Source organism: Duganella sp. S19_KUP01_CR8 (assembly GCF_036688705.1).
Lineage (GTDB): Bacteria > Pseudomonadota > Gammaproteobacteria > Burkholderiales > Burkholderiaceae_D > Rugamonas.
This window is the reverse complement of sequence record NZ_JAQQPR010000018.1, coordinates 131,816-154,250: the sequence shown is the minus strand read 5'-3', so window position 1 is coordinate 154,250 and position 22,435 is coordinate 131,816. Positions and strand designations below refer to the sequence as shown.

The following is a 22,435-nucleotide window of genomic DNA, read 5'->3' as shown; positions in this document are numbered from 1 at the left end:
GGTCCCCCATTAGTGCATCAGCTCGGCTATTTAGCCGGGCTGATGCACTAATGGGGGACCTGACCCCGGATTCGTTTAATCGAAACAGAGGCGCTTCTTGGTGGCGGCGATCAGCTTGTCGTCGTAGGGATAGAGGTTTTCGACAAACAGCAACTCGGTCTCATCCGGCTCTTCCAGGCACATCGCCAGCATCATCGGACCATCTTCCATCCGCCCTATGAAATGCTTGGGCCAGCGATTCTTGCGGTTCGCCTTCATCACTTCCATCCCCAGCTTGGCCAGCGGCGCCTTCACGCCGGCAGCCAACGCTTCCTTCTGCCAGTCATCCCAGTAATCGTTCATCATCTTGCTTTCAAAGTGCACTAAAGCCGTAGTGTACTCCCTCGCCCGCCTCCCTACCAAAAGCAGACCAAAGTGGCATGCAAATACGACACCCGACCACTTGCCGGAAAATCCAGCAATAACCAGCAAAAACAATCACTTACAAATACGTTCCAAGTCGACAACGCCAGTCCACTTCAATATTTTATAATACCAGTTAAATACCTGTTGACAAGCTGGTTTGCCAAACATATAGTGCCCTCACACGGGGGATCCCGGCACAGCATTCTCGGATAATCATGATCGAATTTTTAATCGGCGTAGACGGCGGCGGCACCGGCACCAGGGTGCGACTGGCCCGCGTCGACGGCATTGAACTGGCCGAAGGCGTCAGCGGCCCGTCCGGCCTGATGCACGGCATCGCCAACGCCTGGGCCGCCGTCGAAGACGCGGCCGCCATGGCTTTCCGTGCCGCCGAACTGCCCATCCCCGCCAAAGAACAAGTCGCCATCGGCCTCGGCCTGGCCGGCGTGCACAACCGCGCCTGGGCGGCCGAATTCGTCGCCGCCAATCCCGGCTACGCCCGCGTGGCGCTGGAAACCGACGGCCACACCACCGTGCTGGGCGCCCACCGCGGCCAGCCGGGCTCCATCATCGCGCTGGGCACCGGCAGCGTCGGCGAGATCAAACGCACGGACGGCGTCCACGTCGAAGTCGGCGGCTGGGGCTTCCCGGCCGGCGACGAAGCCAGCGGCGCCTGGATCGGCCTGCGCGCCATCAACCACGTGCAGCAGGTGCTGGACGGCCGCTTGCCGGCCTCCCCCTTCAGCGCCGACCTGGCGCAAGCCTGCGGCGGCGGCCGCGACGCGCTGCAGAACTGGCTGGCCAAGGCCACGCAAACGCAGTACGCGCAACTGGCGCGCATCGTGCTGCAACACGGCGAATCGAACGACACCGCGCGCGCCATCCTGCTCGAAGCGGGTCGCCAGGTGGAATTGATGGGCAACGCGCTCGACGCCGGCGGCAAGCTGCCGATCGCGCTGTGCGGCGGACTGGCGGCGCCACTGCGCCCCTACCTGCCGGTATCGATGTTGAAGCGGATCGTCACGCCGCAAGGCGATTCCGCTGCAGGTGCCTTGCGGCTGATCCAACAACGTCTGAAGGAGTAAGCCCTGTGCTAGCCCAGTTGAGCGATTTCAAGCCCGATGCCGAGAGCGACACCCCCCTCTACATGCAGCTGGCGAACAAGCTGTCCGACGGGATCGCGGCCGGCGACTGGCGCGCCAACGAGGCCCTGCCGTCCGAGCGCGTGCTGTCGGACATGCTCAACATCTCGCGCGTCACCGCCCGCAAGGCGATCGACATGCTGTGCGAGCGCGGCATGCTGACCCGCAAGCGCGGCTCCGGCACCTACATCACGCCGAAACTGGAGCAGCCCTTATCCCGCCTGACCAGCTTTTCCGAAGAGCTGCGCGAACGCGGCTTCACGGCAGGCTCGCGCTGGCTGCAGCGCGACATCGGCATCGCCTCGCCGATCGAGCTGCTGTCGCTCGGCCTGTCGCCCAACATGCCGGTGGCGCGCCTGAAGCGCCTGCGCACCGCCGACGACGTGGTGATGGCGATCGAGACCACCACCATCCCGGCCCAGTACATGCCGAACCCGCACAGCGTGACCGATTCGCTGTACGGCTACCTGGAAGCCAACGGCACCATTCCGATGCGCGCGCTGCAGCATATCCGCGCCGTCAACGCCAGCGCGGAACAAGCGCGCCTGGCCAACATACCTGCGGGTGCCGCGATGCTGCACATCACCCGCGTCAGTTATCTCGACAACGGCGCAGCGGTGGAACTGACCCACTCGTATTGCCGCAGTGATTATTATGAATTCGTAGCGGAGTCGCGCAGATGAGCAGTGCAATCCAAGGCAATATCCTGACCTCGGCGGGCTGGGTCCGCGGTGAGATCACCTTCAGCGACCGTATCGCCGCCATCCACGGCAGCAGCACCGACCCGTCGAAAAACGAAGACGTCTATATCCTGCCTGGCTTTATCGACCTGCACGTGCACGGCGGCGGCGGCAAGGACGTGATGGAAGGCGGCGACGCCGTCCACACCATCGCCGCCATCCACGCCAAGCACGGCACCACCAGCATGCTGGCCACCACCATGACGGCGCCGCCGGAAGACATCGACCTGGCGCTGCAAGGCATCGGCAAAGCCGCCGCCCTGCGCGGCAAAGGCGAAGCGCGCGTGCTGGGCGTACACCTGGAAGGCCCGTTCATCAACTCCGGCAAGCTGGGAGCGCAGCCGCCGTTCGCGCGCACCGCCAAGCTGGCCGACGTCGAGCGCCTGGAGGCGATCGCGCCGATCAAGCTGATCACCGTGGCGCCGGAAATCGGCGGCCACCTGGAGCTGGTGCGCGAACTGTCGGACGCCGGCATGCGCGTGCAGATCGGCCACACCCTCGGCACCTACGAGGACGGCGTGGCCGCGCTGGAGCACGGCGCGCACGGCTTCACCCACCTGTTCAACGCCATGACCGGCCTGCATCACCGCGAACCCGGCATGGTCGGCGCCGCGCTGGCCCATGCGCAGTACGCCGAATTCATCCCCGACCTGCTGCACGTGCACCCCGGCGCCATCCGCACCGCGCTGCGCTGCATCCCGCACCTGTACTGCGTGACCGATTCGACCGCCGCCACCGGCATGCCGGACGGCGAGTACATGTTGGGCCGCCACACCGTCATGAAATGCATGGGCGGCGTGCGCCTGTCCGACGGCACGCTGGCCGGCAGTACCCTCACCATGGACCAGGCGCTGCGCAACCTGGTCGGACTCGGCCTCGATTTGGCGGACGCCTCGGCACGGGTCTCAACGTATGCGGCCGACTATCTCGGCCTGCAAGAGCGGGGCCGCCTGGCTCCCGGCGCCTACGCCGACTTGGTAGTGCTAGACCGTGACCTGAATCTCAAAGCCGTCTATATCGAAGGAGAATTGTTGTGACCTCAATGATGTTGAAAGAAGCCCTGTCCGCAGCGGATTGCGTAGCCCTCCAGCTGGCCAGCGATGGTGACCGTTACGCGGAGCTGGGCCGCAAATTGAGGAGCACGTCCTTCTCGACCGCGCTGACCATCGCGCGCGGCAGCTCCGACCACGCCTGCGCCTACGCCGCCTACCTGATCATGGCCCGCCTGGGCCGCGTGGTGGCGTCGCTGCCGATGTCGCTGGTGACCTTGAACAAATCGCCGCTGATCACCCGCGACACGCTGGCGATCTCGATCTCGCAATCGGGCCAGAGCCCGGACGTGGTCGAGCCGATCCGCTACTTCCGCGACGGCGGCGCCACCACCATCGCGCTGGTCAACGACATCGATTCGCCGCTGGCGCACGCCGCCGAGTGGGCGATCCCGCTGCGCGCCGGCAAAGAGCAGAGCGTGGCCGCCACCAAGAGCTTCATCACCAGCATGGTGGCCGGCGCCCGCCTGGTCGCCGCATGGCAGAACGATCCGGAGCTGCTGGCCGGCCTGGAAGCCCTGCCCGACTCGCTGCGCGAGGCCGCCAAGGAAGACTGGTCCTCGGCCATCGAAGTGCTGGCGCCTGCCCGCAACATCATGGTGGTCGGCCGCGGCATCAGCTTCCCGGTCGCCTTGGAGGCTTCCCTGAAATTCAAGGAAACCTCGGCACTGCAGGCGGAAGCCTTCAGCGGCGCGGAGATCAAGCACGGACCGATGGCGCTGATCGAAGAAGGCTACCCGCTGGTGATCTTCGCCACCCGTGGCCCGACCCAAGCGAGCCTGCTGCAACTGGCGACCGAGATGCGCGGCCGTGGCGCGCGCGTGCTGCTGGCCGCACCGGCCGACGTGGCCGAGCGCGACCTGACCTTGCCGGTTGCGGCGACGCCGGATCTGGATCCTATCGTGGCGATCCAGGCCTTCTACGTGATGGCGGCCCAGCTGTCGGCGGCACGCGGCATGGACCCGGACGCCCCGCGCCACCTGAGCAAAGTCACCAAGACCAACTAAGTCCGTGATTGCGCCGCGCCCACCCCGCCAGCCGAAGGGGTCGGACCCCGCACGGGGTCCGACCCCGGCATACCGCCGTGCGGGGTGGCTACTGGCGCTTGCGGCGCTCTTCGCGAACCCGGCAACGGCCGCCCCGGAAAAAATCGAATTCTGGACCTTCAGCATGAAGCCCAAATTCACTCCCTATTTCGAGACGCTGGTGAAGAACTACGAAGCCGGCAATCCGGGAGTGAAAGTGGAATGGGTCGACTTCCCATGGGACGTGATCCAGACCAAGCTGGTGACGCGCATCGTCGCCGGCACCCCGCCCGCACTGGTCAACCTGAACGTGCCCTGGGCCGACGAATTCGCCCGCGACGGCTTGCTCACGCCGGTCGACGCCCTGCTCGGCGACGCCCGCCAGCGCTACCTTCCCAGCACGCTGGAAGACCTGACCTTCGGCGGCAAGACCTACGGTTTCCCGATGTACAGCAACGTCGCCGTCATCGCCTACAACACCCAGATATTCAAAGCCGCCGGCATCCCGCGCGCGCCGCGCGATCTCGACGAGCAGCTGCTGTTCGCGCGCCAGATCGCCGCCCGCACCGGCAAGGCAGGCCTGTGCCCCGCGCTGTCCAAGATCGACGGCCTGATGATGCAGCAAGGCCTGGCCGTGATCAAGGATGGCAAGGCGGTGTTCAACTCGCCCGCCCACATCGCGCTGATCAAGAAACTCGCCGAGACCTACAAAGCCGGCGGCCTGCTGAAGGACGCGCTGTTCGCCGAGGATAACTTCCCCGCCGCGATCGATGCCTACAAGGGCGGCCGCCTCGGCATGCTGCTGGCGCCGCCGACGGCGGTCAAGCGCATCCAGAGCGACGCCAAGGACATCTACGCCATCACCGACGTCGCCCCCGCGCCGCTGGGCCCGACCGGCATCGCCGACGGCGGCTGGCTGATCCACTTCGCCGTGCCGAAGAACGTCGACGCCAAGCTGCTGCCGGCGGTCGGCAAGTTCGCCCGCTACCTGACCAACGACGCCAACCAGCTGGCTTTCGCCAAGCAGGCCAGCGTGTATCCGGCGATGTCGCAGGCGGCCAACGATCCCTTCTTCATGACCGTGCCGCCAGGCGCCGGCGCGGCCGAGAAGGCTGTATCGGCGGGCGCCGTGTCGATGCCGCATTCGCACACGCTGTACGTGGCCGGCATCACCGACTACGATGAACTGCGGCGCTACCTGGTCAAGGCCGTCGAAGCCGGCGTCACCGGCAAGCAGGACGTCAAGCAGGCGCTGGACCAGGCGGTGGCGATCTGGAACAAGAAACTCAGCGCGCAGCGGAGCCATTAAGATGAGCGCCGACCAAACCACCGTCGTTCCCGCGCACGCGGGAACCCATACTGAGCCGGCGGGCACGCGCTCTATGGATTCCCGCGTGCGCGGGAATGACGGGAGGCGCCGCATCAATTTCACCGCCTGGCTGTTCCTCGCCCCCGCGCTGGCGCTGCTGGCCGTTTTCTCGTTCTGGCCGGTGGCCTTCGGCTCCGTGCTGGCCTTCACCGACTACAGCCTGATACGCGACACCCACTGGGTCGGCCTGGACAACTTCCGCTACATCTTCGACAACGAGATGTTCGTCACCGGCCTGAAAAACTCGCTGGTCTTCCTGCTGATGGTGCCCTTCGTGCAGATCGGCGCGCTCACGCTCGCGGTACTGGTCAACAACCAGCTGCCCGGCATCCGCTACTTCCGCGCCGCCTTCTACGTGCCGGTGGTGACCACGGTGTCGGTGGTCGGCATCATGTGGGGCTTCATGTTCCACGAACAGGGCGCGCTCAATTACGTGCTGATGACGCTGCGGCTGGTCGGCGCGCCGGTCGGCTGGCTCTCCAACGACAGCCTGGCGCTGTTCGCCATCATGTTCGTCACGCTGTGGCGCGGCCTGGGCTGGTACATGGTGATGTACCTGGCCGCATTGCAAGCCGTCCCCGCCGACATGCAGGAAGCCGCCATCCTCGACGGCGCCAATCGCTGGCAGCGTTTCTGGCAGATCACCGTGCCGATGCTGCGTCCCACCATCATGGTCTGCACCATCCTGTCGGTGCTGGCCGCATTGAAGGCCTACCAGGAAGTCGACGTGCTGACCCAGGGCGGCCCGATGAACTCCACCTTCACCGGTTTGTACTACGCCTACGACCAGGGCCTCAAGCACCTGAAGCTGCCGCGCGCATTGGCCGCCAGCTTCGTCATGTCCATCTTCTGCATCGGCATCGCCCTGCTCTGCCTGCGCTACATCAAGCCCAAACACCGATGAAGACGATCACCCATTACCTTCTGCTCTGCGCGATCGCGGTCATCTGCGTGTTCCCGTTCTGGTGGACGCTGGTGACGGCCATCTCCACCGAGGGCAACATCTTCGCCTTTCCGCCGACCTTCTGGCCGAACCAGCCGTCGTTCGAGAACTTCATCGAAGTGTTCAAGGCGATTCCGATCTGGTCCTTCTTCCGCAACTCGGTCTTCATCGCCGCCTGCACCGTGTTCTGGAAGCTGGCGCTGTGCTCGGCCGCCGCCTACCCGCTGGCGCGCATGCACTTCAAAGGCCGCAAGCTGGTGTTCGGCCTGATCCTCGCCACGCTGGTGCTGCCGTCGGAGGTGAACTTCCTGGTCAACTTCATCACGGTGACGAAACTGAGCCTGGTCGACACCTACACCGGCGTGATCCTGCCCAACGTCGTCACGGCGGTCGCCATCCTGCTGCTCAAGCAAGCCTTCGAGGAAGTGCCGCAGGATTTGATCGACGCCGCCCGCGTCGACGGCGCCTCCGAATGGACCATCTTCAGTAAAATCATGCTGCCGCTGATCGCGCCGTGGCTGGCCACGGTCGGCATCCTGACGGCGGTCGAAGCATGGAACGAATACATCTGGCCATCCATCGTGATGAGCAAACCGGACGAATTCCCGCTGTCGGTGGGCGTGCTGTATTTGCGCGGCACCTTCGGCAGCAGCACGCGCGTGATCGCCGCCGGCACCATCTTGACCATCCTGCCCACGCTGGCAGCCTTCCTCTTTACTCAACGATTCTTCATGCGTGGCATGGACGGAGCTGTGAAATGACGACACCAAATCAAACCGAACTCAGAAAAATCGCCGGCCAGCTGATCATGATCCGCTTCCCCGGCACCGTGCTCGATGCCGCCACCGCAGAATTCATCAAGGCCAACGGCATCCGCGCCGTCTGCCTGTTCCGCGGGAACATGACCGACTCCGAACAGCTGGCCAAGCTGACCGCCGACCTGCGCGCCGTCATGGGCCCCGAGTCGCTGATCGGCATCGACCAGGAAGGCGGCGCCGTGGTGCGCTCGACCTGGGTGCCGGCGCCGCCGGCCGCCATGGGCCTGGGCGCCGCCAACGACACCGACCTGGCCTACCGCACCGGCGCCGCCGTGGCGCGCGCGGTCAAGGCGCTGGGCTTCAACTGGAACTTCGCGCCGGTGCTGGACCTGAACAACAACCCGCACAACCCGGTGATCGCCGAGCGCTCCTTCGGCGCCGAGCCGCTGCGCGCCGCCGAGCTGGCGATGGCGTGGATGGCCGGCAGCCACGCGGAGGGCGTGTCCTGCTGCGTCAAGCACTTCCCCGGCCACGGCGACACCAACGTCGATTCGCACCGCGACCTGCCGACCGTGAACAAGCCGGTCGAGGAACTGGACCGCATGGAACTGGCGCCGTTCCGCATCGCGTCAGGCGCGGCGCCGGCCATGATGACCGCCCACATCGTCTACCCGACGCTGGACCCGGACAATCCGGCCACCATGTCGCGCCGCATCCTCACCGGCCTGCTGCGCGAAGAGTGGCAGTACAAGGGGGTCGTCATCACCGACGGCATGGACATGCACGCCATCGCCGGCCGCTACGGCGTGGGCAACGCCGCCGTGCGCGCGCTGGTCGCCGGCGCAGACATGGTGATGGCGCTGGGCACCACCGAAACCCAGAACGAAACGCTGGACTCCATCGCCGCCGCCATTGAATCGGGCGAGCTGGCTATGGACGAGATCAAGCTGCGCCTGGACCGCCTGGCGTCGCTGGCGCTGGCCTATCCATGCAAGCCGCGCTCCTACAAGGAAGACGCGGCCGACCGAGAAGTGATGGCCGAAGGCTGGCGTCGCAGCCTGACCGCCTACGGCGCGCCCACCCGCCCGCCACAGGGCGCGCAGGTGCGGCTGGTGGTGCGCCAGGACGTGGTCAGCGACGGCGTGTCCGAAGCCGGCGTGCCGGCCGAAGGCGTGGCCGCGTCGCTGCGCCGGCTGTACGACGTCGAGCTGACCACCTTCGCCGACGCCGACACCTTCGACTGGAGCGCGCTGCCGCAGGACGGCCGCTTCACCATCCTGGCCTCGACCTCGCGCCTGCGCTACGGCGAGCACGCGCGCGCCACCTGGAAGCCGGACCTGCACCTGGCCTTGTGGAATCCGTACCAGGCGCTGGACATCCAGTCGCCATCGCTGATGACCTACGGCTTCGCCCAGCCGGCGCTGGACGCGGTCAACGGCTGGCTGTGCGGCGAACTGGAAGCCACCGGCCGCGCGCCGGTGCCGGGCTTCGCATAAAAAAATATAAATCGGGGGAGCACACAGCATGAACAACACACAAAATATACGCAACCCGAAGTTCTGGGTACCGAGCCTGTACCTGGCACAGGGCCTGCCCTACTTCGCCGTTGCCATCGTCGCCAGCCAGATGCTGAAGAGTATGGGCGTACCCAACGACGAGCTGAGTCACTGGACCGCCCTGATCGGCATTGCGTGGGCATTAAAGCCTTTTTGGAGTCCCTTTCTGGAACTGGCGCCGAGCAAAAAACTGGTAGTGACCTTCTTCCAGGTGCTCGGCGGCTTGTGCTTGGGCGGCGTTGCGTTGGCGCTGCAAGCGCCGTTCTGGTTTGCCGCCACCATGGCGATGCTTACGCTGGTCGCCATTTCGTCTGCCACCCACGACATCGCGTGCGACGGCTTGTACATCACCAGTCTCGATGAAAAAGGCCAAGCGCAGTACGCCGGCTGGACCGGCACTTTCTTTAATGCCGCAAAATTCTTCACCTCCGGCGCGCTGCTGCTACTGGCCGGCCACTTCGAGAAAACGCTGGGCGTAGTACCGGCATGGACCATCTGCTTCTGCATCCTCGGCGCGATGATGATCGCCCTTGGCTTGTATAACGGTTGGGCGCTGCCGCTGGCAAAGAATGAAGTCAGTGAAGACACCAACGCCGCCGCCATCGCACGCACGTTGTGGGAGGTGATCTTGGAGTTCTTCAAGAAGCCTGGCATCTGGGTCTCGATCGTTTTCATCATCCTGTTCCGCGCGGGCGAAGCGCAAGTGCAGTTGATAGGCCCGCTGTTCCTGCGCGAAGCGCGCCATCTCGGCGGGCTTGGCCTGAGCACCGCCGAAGTGGGCGCGGTGTATGGCACCGTTGGCACCGTGGCCTTCCTGGTCGGCTCCATCGCTGGCGGCTACTTCACTTCGTGGCTCAGCCTCAAGCGCGCCATCTTGTGGCTGATCCTCGCGGTCAACCTGCCTAACGTGGCGTTCTACCTGCTGTCCACCTTCCAGCCGACCGAGTTGTCTATCGTTGGCGTCGCGCTCAGCGTAGAGATGTTCGGCTACGGCTTCGGCTTTGTGGGCCTGATCCTGTACATGATGCAGGTGGTGGCGCCAGGCAAATACCAGACCGCGCACTACGCCTTTGCCACCGGCTTCATGCAGCTGGGCTCTGTGCTATTCAAGCTATTCAGCGGCGATATCCAGATTGCGCTGGGCTACCAGCACTTCTTCATCTGGGTCATGCTGTCGGCGATTCCGGTTGCCATTCTGTCGCAGATCATTCCGATGACGGCGCGTCCACAGGCAGAGGAAGAGCCGGCGCCACAAGCCGTGCGCGCGGGTTAAGCGGATGGCCAGCGTCAGCCTCAAACAGATCGTCAAGAGCTACGACAAAACCCCGGTCGTGCACGGCGTCGACCTCGATATCGCCGACGGCGAATTCATGGTCTTCGTCGGCCCGTCCGGCTGCGGCAAGTCGACGCTGCTGCGCATGATCGCCGGCCTGGAGGACATCAGCGGCGGCACGCTGCACATCGGCGGCGCGCTGGCCAACGACATCGCCCCGGCGCAGCGCAAGCTGGCCATGGTGTTCCAGTCGTATGCGCTGTATCCGCACATGACGGTGTACGAGAACATGGCCTTCGCGCTCAAGCTGGCCGGCCGCAAGCCGGCCGAGGTGGCGGCGGCGGTGGAGCGTGCGGCGGCCATCCTGCAGATCGCGCCGCTGCTGAAGCGCCGGCCCAAGGAGCTGTCCGGCGGCCAGCGCCAGCGCGTGGCCATCGGCCGCGCCATCGTGCGCACGCCGGAGGTGTTCCTGTTCGACGAGCCCTTGTCCAACCTGGACGCCAGCCTGCGGGTGCAGATGCGGGTGGAGATCAGCCGCCTGCACCAGGAGCTGAAGACCACCATGATCTACGTCACCCACGACCAGGTCGAGGCGATGACCTTGGGCCAGCGCATCGCGGTGTTCAACGCCGGCCGCATCGAGCAGGTCGGCACGCCGCATCAGCTGTACAACCATCCGGCCAACCTGTTCGTGGCCGGCTTCCTCGGCACGCCGAAGATGAACTTCATCGCCGGCGAGATCGTCGCGGTGTCGGCCGACCACGCCAGCGTGCTGCTGCCCGGCGGCGCCATCGTCGAGGTGGCGGCCGGCGGTGCCAATGGCGGTCCGCGGCGCGGCGACCGCGTCACGCTGGGCGTGCGCGCCGAGCACCTGGCCATCGCCGGCGCCGGCGCTGGCGGCGCCAATACCATCGACGTCGGCATCGGCCACGTGGAATACCTGGGCGACCAGTCCATCGTCTACACCACGCTGGCCGGCGCCGGCGAAATGATCGCCGTCAAGCAGGCCGCCGAAGCGCCGCCGCTGCACGCCGGCGACCTCACCCGCATCCACCTGCCGCCGTCGCGTTGCCTGTTATTTAACGCCGACGGCCAGGCGCTGGCGCGCGGGCCGGCACACGCTTGAATTCGTATTTCTAAGCGGTTTTATGTAACAATACGCGGGTTTGTACTGTCGCGATGGCACGGCTTACCCGCCGGCCCTCTAATTTGTTTGATAGAAAGAAGGATAATTCATGTCCCACATTCGTCTCGCTCGTATTAGCCTGATCCTGGCCGCCATTGGCCTGAACGCCGTACCGGCCGTGCTGGGCATGTCCCCGGTCTACGCCGCCGAAGCCGCCAAGCCGGCCGAGCCGCCTAAGGATGCCGTGCGTCCCGAGATCTACAAACTGATCGACCCGGCCCAGACCAAAGATCTGCTGGCAAACAAGAACTACACCGAATTCAAAACCCGCATCGACACCGCGGCCGCGATGCCGAACGTGACGCCGTACGAAGCCTTCGTGCTGAACCAGATGCGCGTGCAACTGGGCCAGGCCTCCGGCGACCATCAAACCACCGTCAAGGCGCTGGCCGCGATGATCGACTCCGGCCGCCTCAAGCCTGAGGACAAGCTGCGCTTCATCGACGCCGTCGGCGGCATCTACTACAGCAACATCAAGGACTACGACCAGGCCATCGCCTGGTTCACCCGCTACGGCACCGAATCGGGCGACACGCTCAAACAGCGCCAGTTCATCGTCCGTTCCTACTTCTTCAAGGACGATTTCGCCACCGCCAAGGCCGAAGCGCTGAAGGATGTCGCCGCCGCCAAGAAATCCGGCGCCACGCCGCCGAAGGATGAACTGAACCTGCTGGGCAACGTCGGCATCAAGACCAAGGACACCGAGCTGTATCTGCAAGCGGTGGAAGAGCTGACCCGCTACTACCCGACCGAAGACTACTGGTTCGACCTGCTGAACCGCACCCGCGGCAAGAAGACCTACGCGCCGCGCCTGGACCTGGACATCGCCCGCCTGAAAGCGCTGGCCGCGCCTAGCAAGATGGAGCCTGAGGACTACGCGGAGATCGCCGAACTGGCGGTGCTGGGCGGCTTCTTCACCGAAGCCAAGATCGCCATGGACAAGGGCTACCCAGGCGCCATCCCGGCCGACAAGAACAAGGCCGCGCTGCAAAAAATCCGCGACAGCGCCAACAAGGGCGCCGCCGACGATGCCAAGAACATCGACAAGGGCATCGAATCCGCGCAGAAGTCGAAGGACGGCGTCGGCATGGTCAACCTGGGCTACAACTTCGTGACCTTGGGCCAGGCCGACAAGGGCATTGAGCTGATGAAGCAAGGTATCGCCAAGGGCGTGGCCAAGAATCCTGAGGACGCCAAGCTGCGCCTGGCCTACGCGCTGGCCATCGCCGGCAAGAAGGACGAGTCGGTCAAGCTGCTGGAAACCATCAGCGGCAACGACGGTCGCGGCGACCTGGCGCGCTACTGGATCATGTACCAGAACCCGCCAAAAGCAGCAGCGGCGGAAGCCAAGTAATCCAAGCAAAGCCGGCCTAGCGCCGGCTTTTTGTTACCCCGCACAGCCAAGCGGGGTCAGACCCCGTACGGGGTCTGACCCCTAAGTGGCACGGCTGGCGTATCGCTTAAGCACGCGGGTTATGGCAAGCGCCGCATGGCGGCCGACAAGGCATCGAGCAGCTGATGCTGGCCGTCGTTGCTCAACTCCCAGAACATCGCCCCGCGCAGGCCCTGCGCTTTGATGTAGCTGGCCTTCTCCTTGAGCGAGGCCGGATCCTCATAGGTGATCCAGACCCGCTCCGCCGCGTGGTACAGGTAGGGCGCCTTGGCCGCGCTGTTCCAGTAGCGCCGGTAGCCCTTGCCGCCCTCAAATCCCGCCGTCAGGTAGCCCTGCCTGAGCAGATGGCTGAAACCATACGAATTGGTGCCGTCCACGCCGCCGGTCGCGCCGCCGTCGCACAGCTGGTACTGGCCGTCGCCGTTGGCGCCGGGCGCGCAGCCTTTCCAGCCATAGCCATAGAACGGCACGCCCAACACCAGCTTGTCCGCCGCCACGCCAGCCTGCAGGTAGCGCTGCACCGAGCCCGCCGCGTAGAAGCCGCTGGCCGTCACCGGATCGCCGGCGTCGGCCGACAGCGCCGCATGGTGGCCGCTGCTCTTCTCCCACGGCATGTGGAAGTCGTAGGCCATGATGTTGATCCAGTCCAGGCTCTGCGACAGCTGCCTGATCCAGCCGCCGCCGGCCGCGCCCTCGTTGACGTAGTTGGCGTTGCCGCCGGCCGCGATGGTGATGCTGTAATGCTTGCGATCCTGCCGGCCGGCGGCGTCGAAGGCCGCGCGCAGCTCGCGCGCCAGCTGGATGAAGTTCTGCTTGTCGGCCGGCCGCGCGCACACCGCGCCCGCCACGCAAGGCACGCCGGCCTCGGTCGGATATTCCCAGTCGATGTCGACCCCGTCCAGGCCGAAGCGCCGCATCAGCTTCACCGACGAGGCGACGAAGCTGGCGCGCGCCTCCGCGCTGTCGGCCACGTTGGAAAACTGGTTCGACCAGTCCCACCCGCCGACCGACACCACCACCTTGAACTGCGGATGCCGTTTTTTCAGCGCCACCAGCGCGCGCAGGTTGGCGCCGTCCCTGGCGGCGTCGCGGAACACCAGCGCGCCGTTGGTCGAGGTGGCGTCGCCGGTCGCGTCCTGGCACGCGGCCACGTAGTTGACCGAGGGCTCGGGGTTGCCGTGCTGGCCGTTCCAGCAGACGTCGAGGAAGGCGTACAAGGCCATCGTCAGCTTGCCGGCGCCGACGTTGGCGGCGGTGACCGGGAAGGCGTCCGACTTCCAGCCGGGATAGTAGCCGACGATTTCCGGCGCGGCGCCGGCGGCGGTAGCGGTGACAGGCAGCGCGGCGGCCAGCGCCGCAGCCATGGCCCAGCGTTTCAGGTGGTGCGTGTTCATAGATCCTTGCAAGGTTAGCTGGCGTTCAGTTCCGCCACGAAGTCATACATATCGCCGCGGAAGTAGGAGCGGCAGAATTCCACCGCGCGGCCGTCGCGCAAGAAGCCGAGCCGCTCGACCGAGAGGCCGGCGTCGCCCTCCTTCGCCTGCAGCAGCGCTGCCTGTTCGGCATTGAGCAGCAGCGCCGACAGCCGCTGCAAGGCGCGCACCGGCCGGTTGCCGGCCCGCTCCAGCGCGTCGTACATCGACAGGTCGACCGCCTCCAGCGACGGCAGGCAGGACGCCACGATGGTCGCGTACTCCAGGCACATCGGCACGTCGTCGGCGTAGCGCATGCGGTGGAAGCGGTAGACCGCCGCGCCGGGACTGAGCCGCAGCCGCATCGCCTCGTCCGGCGTGACCGTGCCCTCCGAGCGCTTGAGCCACACGCTGCGCGGCGTGCGCCCGCGCGCCCGCATGTCCTCGGAAAACGAGGTCAGCTTGGCGAAGTTCTTCTCGATGCGGGTGTTGATGAAATTGCCGGAGCCGGGCCGGCGCACCAGCACGCCCTCGCCGACCAGGCCGTCGATGGCCTTGCGCACCGTGATGCGCGACACCGCCAGGTCCGCAGCCAGCTGGCGCTCGGCCGGCAGCGCGTCCTCCGGCTTGAGCAAATGCTGCTCGATGGCCGAGCGCAAAGCGCGTTGCAGGCGCTGGTACAGAGGGAGGTTACTGGTCTCATTGAGGTGCGCCCGGATGTGTACCAGTGGGGTCATAGAATCGTTGTCCATAACGAGGCAGGCATCCTGTTTGTAGTTGTCAATTGATAATACCAAAAAAAGACCAGCGCGCAGCCGCCGTCACCTTCCGGATCTGCAAATATTTTTCAACAAACCCTTGAAACCCGCATGGATGCAGGCTTTCAGGCTGTTGCATATCATCACAACAGCGGTCCATACCAGCGCCGCAGCGGTATTACTTAGTTGCCGAAGACACACTCTGTATGCCGCATACAACATTACGAAAAAGAATTTCAAAGTGGTAGTGATCTGGTATTAAAAGACGGGTATATTGGCGTTGGATTGGTTTTGTAAGTGGTTTGTAAGAAGTAAAAAAGAACGGCATCAACAATCAGTGGGCTCGGCGGAGCCTTCATCAACGGGAGGGAACATGTACCACAATTCGAATAACACTAAAATGTCCAAACTGACGCCTATCGCGACCGCAGCCGCCATCCTGGCGCTGAGCGTCTCGATGACCGCTCAGGCACAACAGGCCGCAACAGAGAAAGAGCCTGAAGTCGTGGTCGTGAGCGGCATCCGCGGCTCGCTGCAGCAATCGCTGTCGGTCAAGCGCAATGCGTCGAGCAACGTCGACGTGATCACCGCCGAAGACGTCGGCAAGATGCCGGACAAGAACGTCGCCGACTCGCTGCAACGCGTCCCAGGCGTGAACATCTCCACCTCGGGCGCAGGTTCGGGCGGCTTCGATGAAAACGACCGCGTGTCGATGCGCGGCACCGCCCCGTCGCTGACCCAGACCCTGATCAACGGCCACGCCGTCGCCTCGGGCGACTGGTTCGTGCTGGACCAGGTGGGCGGCGCCGTCGGCCGTTCCGCTTCCTACTCGCTGCTGCCGTCGGAAATCGTCGGCCAGGTGGTGGTCTACAAATCGCCAACCGCCGACCAGATCGAAGGCGGCTCGAGCGGCTCGATCGACATCCGCACCCGTCATCCGCTGGACTTCAAGCAGCCGATCTCGATGGAGGCGACGGTGCAGGCGGTGTACGCCACGCTGCCGGAAAAAACCGATCCGCAAGTGAGCGCGCTGTTCAACTGGAAAAACGAAGCCGGCACGCTCGGCCTGATGGTGCAAGGCTTCTCGGAAAAACGCAGCCTGCGCCGCGACGGCCAGGAACTGCTGCAGTGGACCCAGGTCGCGCCGACCAACGCCGCCGTCAAGACCAATCCCGACCTGGCCAACGTCTGGTTCCCGCGCCTGATCGGCTCCTCGCTGTTCCAGCAGGAGCGCAAGCGCAAGGGCGGCCTGATCGACCTGCAATTCAAGCCTAGCCGCGACCTCAGCTTGGAAGCGACCTACTTCCGTTCGAAGATGGACGCGTCCAACTTCAACACCAACTACATGACCGACATGAACGGTTCCGGCATGCTGGGTTCGGGCGTCGCGCCTGATCCGGGCTACGTGATCCGCAACGGCACGCTGGTGTCGGCCTCGTTCGCCAACAAGGGCACGGCCGCCAAGCCGCTGCGCTACGGCATCGTCGACGACATCGTCCGCGAAGGCGCCTACGCCCAGACCGAGTTCTTCGACCTGGACGGCAAATGGCGCGCCACCGACCGTCTGGTGTTCACCGCCAAGGCCGGCTCCACCAAGGGCAAGGGCGTGACCCCGAGCCAGGGCGTGTTCGAGGGCGACGTCAACAACTCCGGCGCCAGCTACCAGCTGAATGGTCTGGGCAGCCCGGCCAACGTCAAGTTCCCTAACATCGACGTCTCCAAGTTCACCGGCACCCCGCTGGACTGGGTGTTCGGCGTCTCGCCGGCCACCACCGACGACAAAGAGACCTACGGCCAGATCGACGCGGCCTTCGCGCTGGACGCTGGCGTGTTCCGCGAACTCAAGTTCGGCGTCCGCGGCTCGCACCACACCCGCGCCAACTTCGAAGTGGCGCAAGGTCCTAACTGGTCCAACACCGACGTCGGCGGCAGCAGCACCAACCCGGCCTGGAACGGCACCACCTATCCTGGCAACTTCGGCAAGGACCTGGGCGGCGACTTCCCTAAAAACGTCTGGATCCTGGATCCGGCCATCCTGAACGCATGGGGCGACCTGCACTCGAACCGCGATGTCTCGCGCACCTACTACCAGGACATGTTCGACCTGAAGGAAAACACCAAGGCGATCTACGCCCAGGCCGAGATGGAAGGCGAAGGCTGGAACGGTAACGTCGGCCTGCGCATCGTGCGCACCGAAGGCACCTCGAACGGCTATCAGATCCTGCAGAACCAGCCAGCAGGCGGCACGCTGCCAGCCTATCCATGGGGCGGTTTCGTCCAGAAGACGGCGATCGACAACAACAGCACCATCCCGCTGCCTAGCCTGAACCTGAAGTTCGACCTGCGCTCCGACCTGGTGGCCCGCGTCGGCCTGTCGCGCACCATGACCCGTCCAGACTACGGCGCATTGGGCGGCGCAGTGCTGCTGACCGACGAGACCCACACCGGCAACGGCGGCAACGCTGCGCTGAAACCGGTCAAGTCGAACAACCTGGACGCCAGCCTGCAATGGTACTTTGCACCGCGCGCCCTGCTGTCGGCCGGCGTGTTCTACATGGACCTGCATGACTACGTCGGCTACGGCGTCAGCACCGGCACCTTCATCGACAGCCGCGCATCGCAGGAACAGCACAAGCCAGTGTTCGCGACCTACAGCATCACCTCGCCGATCAACGTCGGCGCCAAGGTCAAGGGCATGGAACTGGCAGCCCAGGTACCGGTCGGCATGGGTTACGGCTTCGACGCCAACGCCACCTTCGCCGACTCGCACCTGGACTTCGGCGCCTGCCCGGCGATGCAAACCGCCACTTCCGGCGATCCATGCGACATGCTGGGCGCTTCGAAGACCACGGCCAACGCCGGCGTGTACTTCGAAAACGACAAGTTCAACGTCCGTCTGAGCTACGCATGGCGCTCGGCGTTCCTGGCAGCCCAGGACCGCGGCACGCCGCTGTACCAGGACGCTTCGGGCACCCTGTCGGCCTCGTTCAACTACAACATCAGCAAGAACATCGTGCTGACGCTGAGTGGCCAGAACCTGAACAACCCGATCCTGAAGAACTACATCTTCAACAAGGATCAACCGGCACGCTTCTATGCCAACGGCGCGCAGTACTACGCTGGCCTGCATATCAAGTACTAATCGGTAACCGTTTCATTGTGTAGTCTGTTCCCGCCACGGCCGCTCCCGGCCCTGGCGGGTTTTTTTATGCCATCATACGATCCATGAACCAGATCATCGAATACCAGGACCTCGACCCGGCGCGCTTTGACAAAGAGATCGCCGGCAGCTACCGGCCCGCCATCCTGCGCGGCTTCGTGCGCCACTGGCCGGCCGTGCACCAGGCGCGGCAAGCGCCGGAAGCGCTGTGCCAGTACCTGATGGGGTTCGACAGCGGCCACCAGGTCGACGCCGTCATGACGCCGCCGGACCAGCGCGGGCGGCTGTTCTACAAGCCGGACATGGAGGGTTTCAACTTCGTCCGCAACAAGGTGCCGGTATCGAAGGTGATCGAGCAGCTGGCGCGCTACTCGCAGTTCGAGGCGCCGCCGTCGGTGGCGATCCAGAGCGCCTTGATCGACGACTGCCTGCCGCAGTTCGCGCTGCACAACGTGGCGCCGGCGCTGCCGCCGTCGGTGCGGCCGCGCATCTGGCTGGGCAACACCATCACCACGCCGGCGCACTTCGACGAATCGTACAACCTGGCCTGCGTGGTCAGCGGCGAGCGGCGCTTCACGCTGTTCCCGCCCGAGCAGGTGGCCAACCTGTATATCGGCCCGCTGGATTTCGCGCCGACGCCGACGCCGATCAGCATGGTCAATTTCCGCGATCCGGATTACGCGCACCATCCGCGCTTCAGGCAGGCGATGGAAGCGGCCCTGGTGGCAGACCTGCTGCCGGGCGACGCGCTGTTCATCCCGCCGCTGTGGTGGCACCACGTGCAGTCGAACGGCATCCTGAACATGATGGTCAACTACTGGTGGAAGAACGAGGAGCCGGCGCCGGATGCTGGCACCACGTTCGAAGCGCTGGTGGCCACGCTGCAAAGCATGAAGCACCAGCCGCCGGAGCTGCGCGCCGCATGGGGCGCGATCTTCCAGCACTACGTGTTCGATCCGGCGCAAGATCCGTCCGCACACATCCCCGAGCACAAACTAGGCGTGCTGCAAAACGCCCGCCCGCGACCACCGAAATCCTGAACTACAGTGTCGGCAGGATCTTGAAGCCACCGTCCAGGGTCGCCTGGGCGACCACATCTTCGACGGTGACATTCGTTACCCTGGAGCCGGGCGGCCCACGCTTGGCCCAGGCCACGATAGCCTCAATGGCATGCGCCCCGCCCTCCACTTCAGCCTCCACCGAACCATGGCGCCGATTACGCACCCAGCCGGCCAGGCCAAGCGCCCTCGCCTGCTCCGCAAACGAAGCGCGATAACCGACACCCTGCACGCGTCCCTCTATCGTCAGTCGAATCACGACACCTCCCAAATAAGCAATGGGGTCAAGTCTGACATTCGGACACAAGCTCAACCCTAAATTTCCTAACGGATGACCTCGTGTCCGAATGTCAGACTTGACCCCGTCGTTAAGGCAACAAATTATTTTGTGCTCGCGGCAGATGCCGCGCCTTTCGCCTTGGACTCGTCGCCAGCCGTCACCACCGTCAGCTTGGCCGGATCGACTGCCTTGCGGAAGGCGGCGTTGACCTGCGCCAGCGTGGCCGCCTTGAGCTTGTCCTCGTATTCCTTGCTCCAGCTGTAGGTGCGATTCATGTATAGGTTGCGCGTCCAGCCTGCGGCCAGCACATTGTCCTTGGAGCGGTTCTGCACCCGCTGCTGCAACAGGCCCGATTTGGCGCCCGCCAGTTCGGCCGCCGTGAAGCCATCCTTCACCGCCCGCTCCAGCTCCTGCCGGATCGCCGCTTCCAGCTTCTTCAGATTCTGCGGCGCGGCGATGGCGTCGATGCCGAAGCTGCCGGCGCGGTCGATCTCGCCCGCTTGCAGGCCCGAGCCGCCGCCATAGGACAAGCCATCCTTCTGGCGGATGCGGTCCATCAAGCGCGATTTCAAACCGCCTTCGCCGAAAATATAGTTGGCCAGGTCCAGCAGCGGATAGTCAGGATCATTGACGTTCAGGTCGAGGTTCAGGCGCGCGGTGTAGAAGCCGTTCTCCTTGTCCGGCGCATTGATGGTCTTGTGCAGCGGCGCCTTGTCCTCATTGGCCGAGGTAATCGGCGCATAAGCCACCTTGCTACCCCAGCCGCCGAAGCTGTCGGCGATGGTCTTGCCGATCGCAGCCTTGTCGAAATCGCCGACGATCGCCAGCTCGCCATGATTGGCGCCATAGTAATCGCGATGGAAGGCGATCACGTCCTCCAGCTTCAACGCCTTCACCGCCGCCAACTGCTCATCGACCGTCATCGGCGCGCGCACATCGCCCTTCGGATAGTGGTTGAAATACAGGTCCACCTCCGTGCGCGCCAACGATTGCGGCTCGTTGCGCGAGGCCTCGATCCCCACCAGCCACTGCTGGCGCAACTGCTCGAACTCCGCCGCCGGGAAGCTGGCCTCCTTCAGCACATGCGCCACCAGCCGCAACGCCGCATCCAGATTCGGACCAGTGGTATCGAAGCGATACAGGCTGCCGGAGATCTTCAGCTTCGCGAAGGCGTCGGCCAGCTGCTCGCGGCTGTATTTGCTGGTGCCGCGCATCAGCATCTCGCTGGCCGCGTTCGAGACGATGGCGGTGTTGAACAGGTTCTTCTCGTCGCCCCAATGCAGCTGCAAGTCCACCGACACGGCCTCGCCGCGATTCTTCTTGTTCAGCAGCGCGACCTTCAAGCCGCCTATGGTCTTGATCTCCGTGCGCGCATTGATATTGGCCTGGCTAGGATCGAACACCTCCGACGTCAGCACGCTGTCCTTGCCCTTGAAGTCCTTCATCACCTCCGCCACCGGCGGCGCGGCCGGAATCTCGGCGCGCAGCGGCGCATCCTCCGGCACGAAGCTGCCGACCACGCGGTTGTCGCGCTTAAGATAGCGCCCCGCCGCAGCGGCCACCTGCTCCGGCGTGATGTTCGGCAGCTTGTCGCGGCCCTCGAACAGCAAACGCCAGTCGCCCAGCGCAATCTCCTCGGACAAGCTCACACCCACCCGCTGAGGATCGTTCAGCGCCTTCTCGATACCGTTGGCGAAATTGCGCCGCGCGCGCTCCATCTCCTCCGCCGTCGGCGGCGTGCTGGCGAAGCCCTCCACCGTCGCGATCAGCGCATCGCGCACCGGCTCCAGCGGCTCGCCCGCCTTCACCACCGCACCAATGATCTGCAGGCCCGGCGCATAGCCGGTCTGGCCGAAGCTGAACACCTGCGCCGCCTTGCCGCTCTCCACCAGCGCCTTGTGCAGGCGGCCGGTCGGCGTATCGCCCAGGATCTCGGACATGAAACTCAGCGCATCGCTATCCTGCTGCAAGGCCGACGGAATCTTGTAGCCCAGCGCGATCACCTGCATGTCGCCCTTGCGCCGCACCACGAAGCTGCGCTCCCCGTCCTGCGTCGGTTCGACCGTCCAGAACGGCGGCAGGCTGCGCTTGGGTTTCGGGATCACGCCGAACGATTTGCTGATCCACGCCAGCGTCTGCGCCGGCTCGAACTTGCCGGCCACCAGCAGCACCGCATTGTCAGGCTGGTAGTAGGTGCGATAGAAGGCCTGCAAATTCTCGATACGCACATTCTCGATATCACTACGATTGCCGATGGTCGAACGGCCATACGAATGCCAGTCGTACGCCACGCTCTGCATCCGCTTGAGCAGCACCGAGAACGGATCGTTCTCGCCGCTCTCGTACTCGTTGCGCACCACCGTCATTTCGGAATCGAGGTCCTTGCGGGCGATGAAGGAGTGCACCATGCGGTCGGCCTCCATGTCCAGCGCCCACTTCAGGTTGTCCTGGCTGGCCTGGAACACTTCGTAGTAGTTGGTGCGGTCGTAGGACGTGGTGCCGTTGAACTCCATGCCGCGGTTGGCGAATTCCTGCGGGATGCTGCGGTTCTTCGGCGCGCCCTTGAACATCATGTGTTCCAGCAGGTGGGCCATGCCGGTCTCGCCGTAGTTCTCATGCCGCGAGCCGACCAGGTAAGTGACGTTGACCGTCACCGTCGGCTTGGACGCATCGGGAAACAGCAGCACCTTCAAGCCGTTCGGCAGGCGGTACTCGCTGATGCCTTCGACCGAAGGTCCCTTGACCACGCCGGCCGGCAAGGCCTGCGCCCACGCGCTGCCGGTGGCGACAAAGGACAAACCGCACAGCATCAGGCTGGCGGCGGCGGCGTGTTTCAAACGGCTGTTGTTCATGGTCTCTCGCGAAAAAAACTGAAGAACAGGCAGCATACGCCCTACCCCGCCCTCGTGGGTAGACGCTTAAGCAAAT

General features: G+C 64.7%; 18 protein-coding genes. 13 read left to right on the top strand and 5 right to left on the bottom strand.

Translation table 11 applies throughout. The features are described from left to right. Positions 1-75: 75 nt before the first annotated feature. Positions 76-345 (bottom strand): hypothetical protein, encoded by a 270-nt coding sequence (locus V6M89_RS19200; protein ID WP_332854665.1) that lies wholly within the window; start codon positions 343-345, stop codon positions 76-78. A gap of 275 nt (positions 346-620) precedes the next feature. Here V6M89_RS19200 and V6M89_RS19195 point away from each other — a divergent pair, with 275 nt between their 5' ends. The 11 genes from V6M89_RS19195 (at position 621) to V6M89_RS19145 (ending at position 12,800) form a co-directional block, all read left to right on the top strand. Continuing rightward, complete coding sequence (locus V6M89_RS19195; RefSeq protein ID WP_332854664.1) at positions 621-1,490, top strand: BadF/BadG/BcrA/BcrD ATPase family protein; 870 nt, start codon at positions 621-623, stop codon at positions 1,488-1,490. Between the two features lie 5 nt (positions 1,491-1,495). After that, a complete protein-coding gene (locus V6M89_RS19190; protein WP_332854663.1) occupies positions 1,496-2,230 on the top strand; it encodes a GntR family transcriptional regulator in 735 nt (244 codons plus the stop codon). Then, entirely contained in the window at positions 2,227-3,324 is a 1,098-nt protein-coding gene (gene nagA / locus V6M89_RS19185) for an N-acetylglucosamine-6-phosphate deacetylase (RefSeq protein ID WP_332854662.1), read from the top strand. The genes V6M89_RS19190 and nagA overlap by 4 nt, the downstream gene beginning before the upstream one ends. Before the next feature lie 5 nt (positions 3,325-3,329). After that, entirely contained in the window at positions 3,330-4,343 is a 1,014-nt protein-coding gene (locus V6M89_RS19180) for an SIS domain-containing protein (RefSeq protein WP_332854671.1), read from the top strand. A 163-nt stretch (positions 4,344-4,506) separates the two neighbouring features. Continuing rightward, entirely contained in the window at positions 4,507-5,670 is a 1,164-nt protein-coding gene (locus V6M89_RS19175; RefSeq protein ID WP_332854661.1) for an ABC transporter substrate-binding protein, read from the top strand. A 1-nt stretch (position 5,671) separates the two neighbouring features. Further along, positions 5,672-6,634, top strand: a complete 963-nt coding sequence (locus V6M89_RS19170; RefSeq protein ID WP_332854660.1) for a carbohydrate ABC transporter permease — start codon at positions 5,672-5,674, stop codon at positions 6,632-6,634. Continuing rightward, positions 6,631-7,434 carry a carbohydrate ABC transporter permease gene (locus tag V6M89_RS19165; RefSeq protein WP_332854659.1) on the top strand — a complete coding sequence of 268 codons (804 nt, stop codon included), beginning with the start codon at positions 6,631-6,633 and terminating at the stop codon, positions 7,432-7,434. The genes V6M89_RS19170 and V6M89_RS19165 overlap by 4 nt, the downstream gene beginning before the upstream one ends. Next, the gene (locus V6M89_RS19160; RefSeq protein WP_332854658.1) at positions 7,431-8,927 is read left to right on the top strand and encodes a glycoside hydrolase family 3 protein; all 1,497 of its coding nucleotides are present in this window, start codon (positions 7,431-7,433) and stop codon (positions 8,925-8,927) included. Before V6M89_RS19165 ends, V6M89_RS19160 begins: the two co-directional genes overlap by 4 nt. A gap of 28 nt (positions 8,928-8,955) precedes the next feature. Then, positions 8,956-10,260 (top strand): MFS transporter, encoded by a 1,305-nt coding sequence (locus V6M89_RS19155; RefSeq protein ID WP_332854657.1) that lies wholly within the window; start codon positions 8,956-8,958, stop codon positions 10,258-10,260. Positions 10,261-10,264: 4 nt separating this feature from the next. Next, entirely contained in the window at positions 10,265-11,386 is a 1,122-nt protein-coding gene (locus tag V6M89_RS19150; protein WP_332854656.1) for an ABC transporter ATP-binding protein, read from the top strand. Between the two features lie 109 nt (positions 11,387-11,495). Beyond that, a complete protein-coding gene (locus tag V6M89_RS19145) occupies positions 11,496-12,800 on the top strand; it encodes a hypothetical protein (RefSeq protein ID WP_332854655.1) in 1,305 nt (434 codons plus the stop codon). A gap of 119 nt (positions 12,801-12,919) precedes the next feature. On the opposite strand, the gene V6M89_RS19140 is transcribed toward V6M89_RS19145, so the two are convergent. Both V6M89_RS19140 and V6M89_RS19135 read right to left on the bottom strand, forming a co-directional pair. Then, positions 12,920-14,233 carry a glycoside hydrolase family 18 protein gene (locus tag V6M89_RS19140; protein ID WP_332854654.1) on the bottom strand — a complete coding sequence of 438 codons (1,314 nt, stop codon included), beginning with the start codon at positions 14,231-14,233 and terminating at the stop codon, positions 12,920-12,922. A 14-nt stretch (positions 14,234-14,247) separates the two neighbouring features. Beyond that, entirely contained in the window at positions 14,248-14,988 is a 741-nt protein-coding gene (locus tag V6M89_RS19135) for a GntR family transcriptional regulator (RefSeq protein WP_332854653.1), read from the bottom strand. A 421-nt stretch (positions 14,989-15,409) separates the two neighbouring features. On the opposite strand from V6M89_RS19135, the gene V6M89_RS19130 reads away from it, so the two are divergent. Continuing rightward, positions 15,410-18,151: a TonB-dependent receptor gene (locus tag V6M89_RS19130; RefSeq protein ID WP_332854652.1), complete on the top strand. Its 2,742-nt coding sequence runs from the start codon at positions 15,410-15,412 to the stop codon at positions 18,149-18,151. 83 nt (positions 18,152-18,234) lie between these two features. Further along, positions 18,235-19,209, top strand: coding sequence for a cupin-like domain-containing protein (locus V6M89_RS19125; protein WP_332854651.1), 975 nt, complete (start codon positions 18,235-18,237; stop codon positions 19,207-19,209). A 1-nt stretch (position 19,210) separates the two neighbouring features. Here V6M89_RS19125 and V6M89_RS19120 read toward each other — a convergent pair whose 3' ends face one another. Both V6M89_RS19120 and V6M89_RS19115 read right to left on the bottom strand, forming a co-directional pair. Continuing rightward, positions 19,211-19,486, bottom strand: coding sequence for an acylphosphatase (locus V6M89_RS19120; protein WP_332854650.1), 276 nt, complete (start codon positions 19,484-19,486; stop codon positions 19,211-19,213). A 122-nt stretch (positions 19,487-19,608) separates the two neighbouring features. Then, positions 19,609-22,359 carry a M16 family metallopeptidase gene (locus V6M89_RS19115; protein WP_332854649.1) on the bottom strand — a complete coding sequence of 917 codons (2,751 nt, stop codon included), beginning with the start codon at positions 22,357-22,359 and terminating at the stop codon, positions 19,609-19,611. Positions 22,360-22,435: the final 76 nt, after the last annotated feature.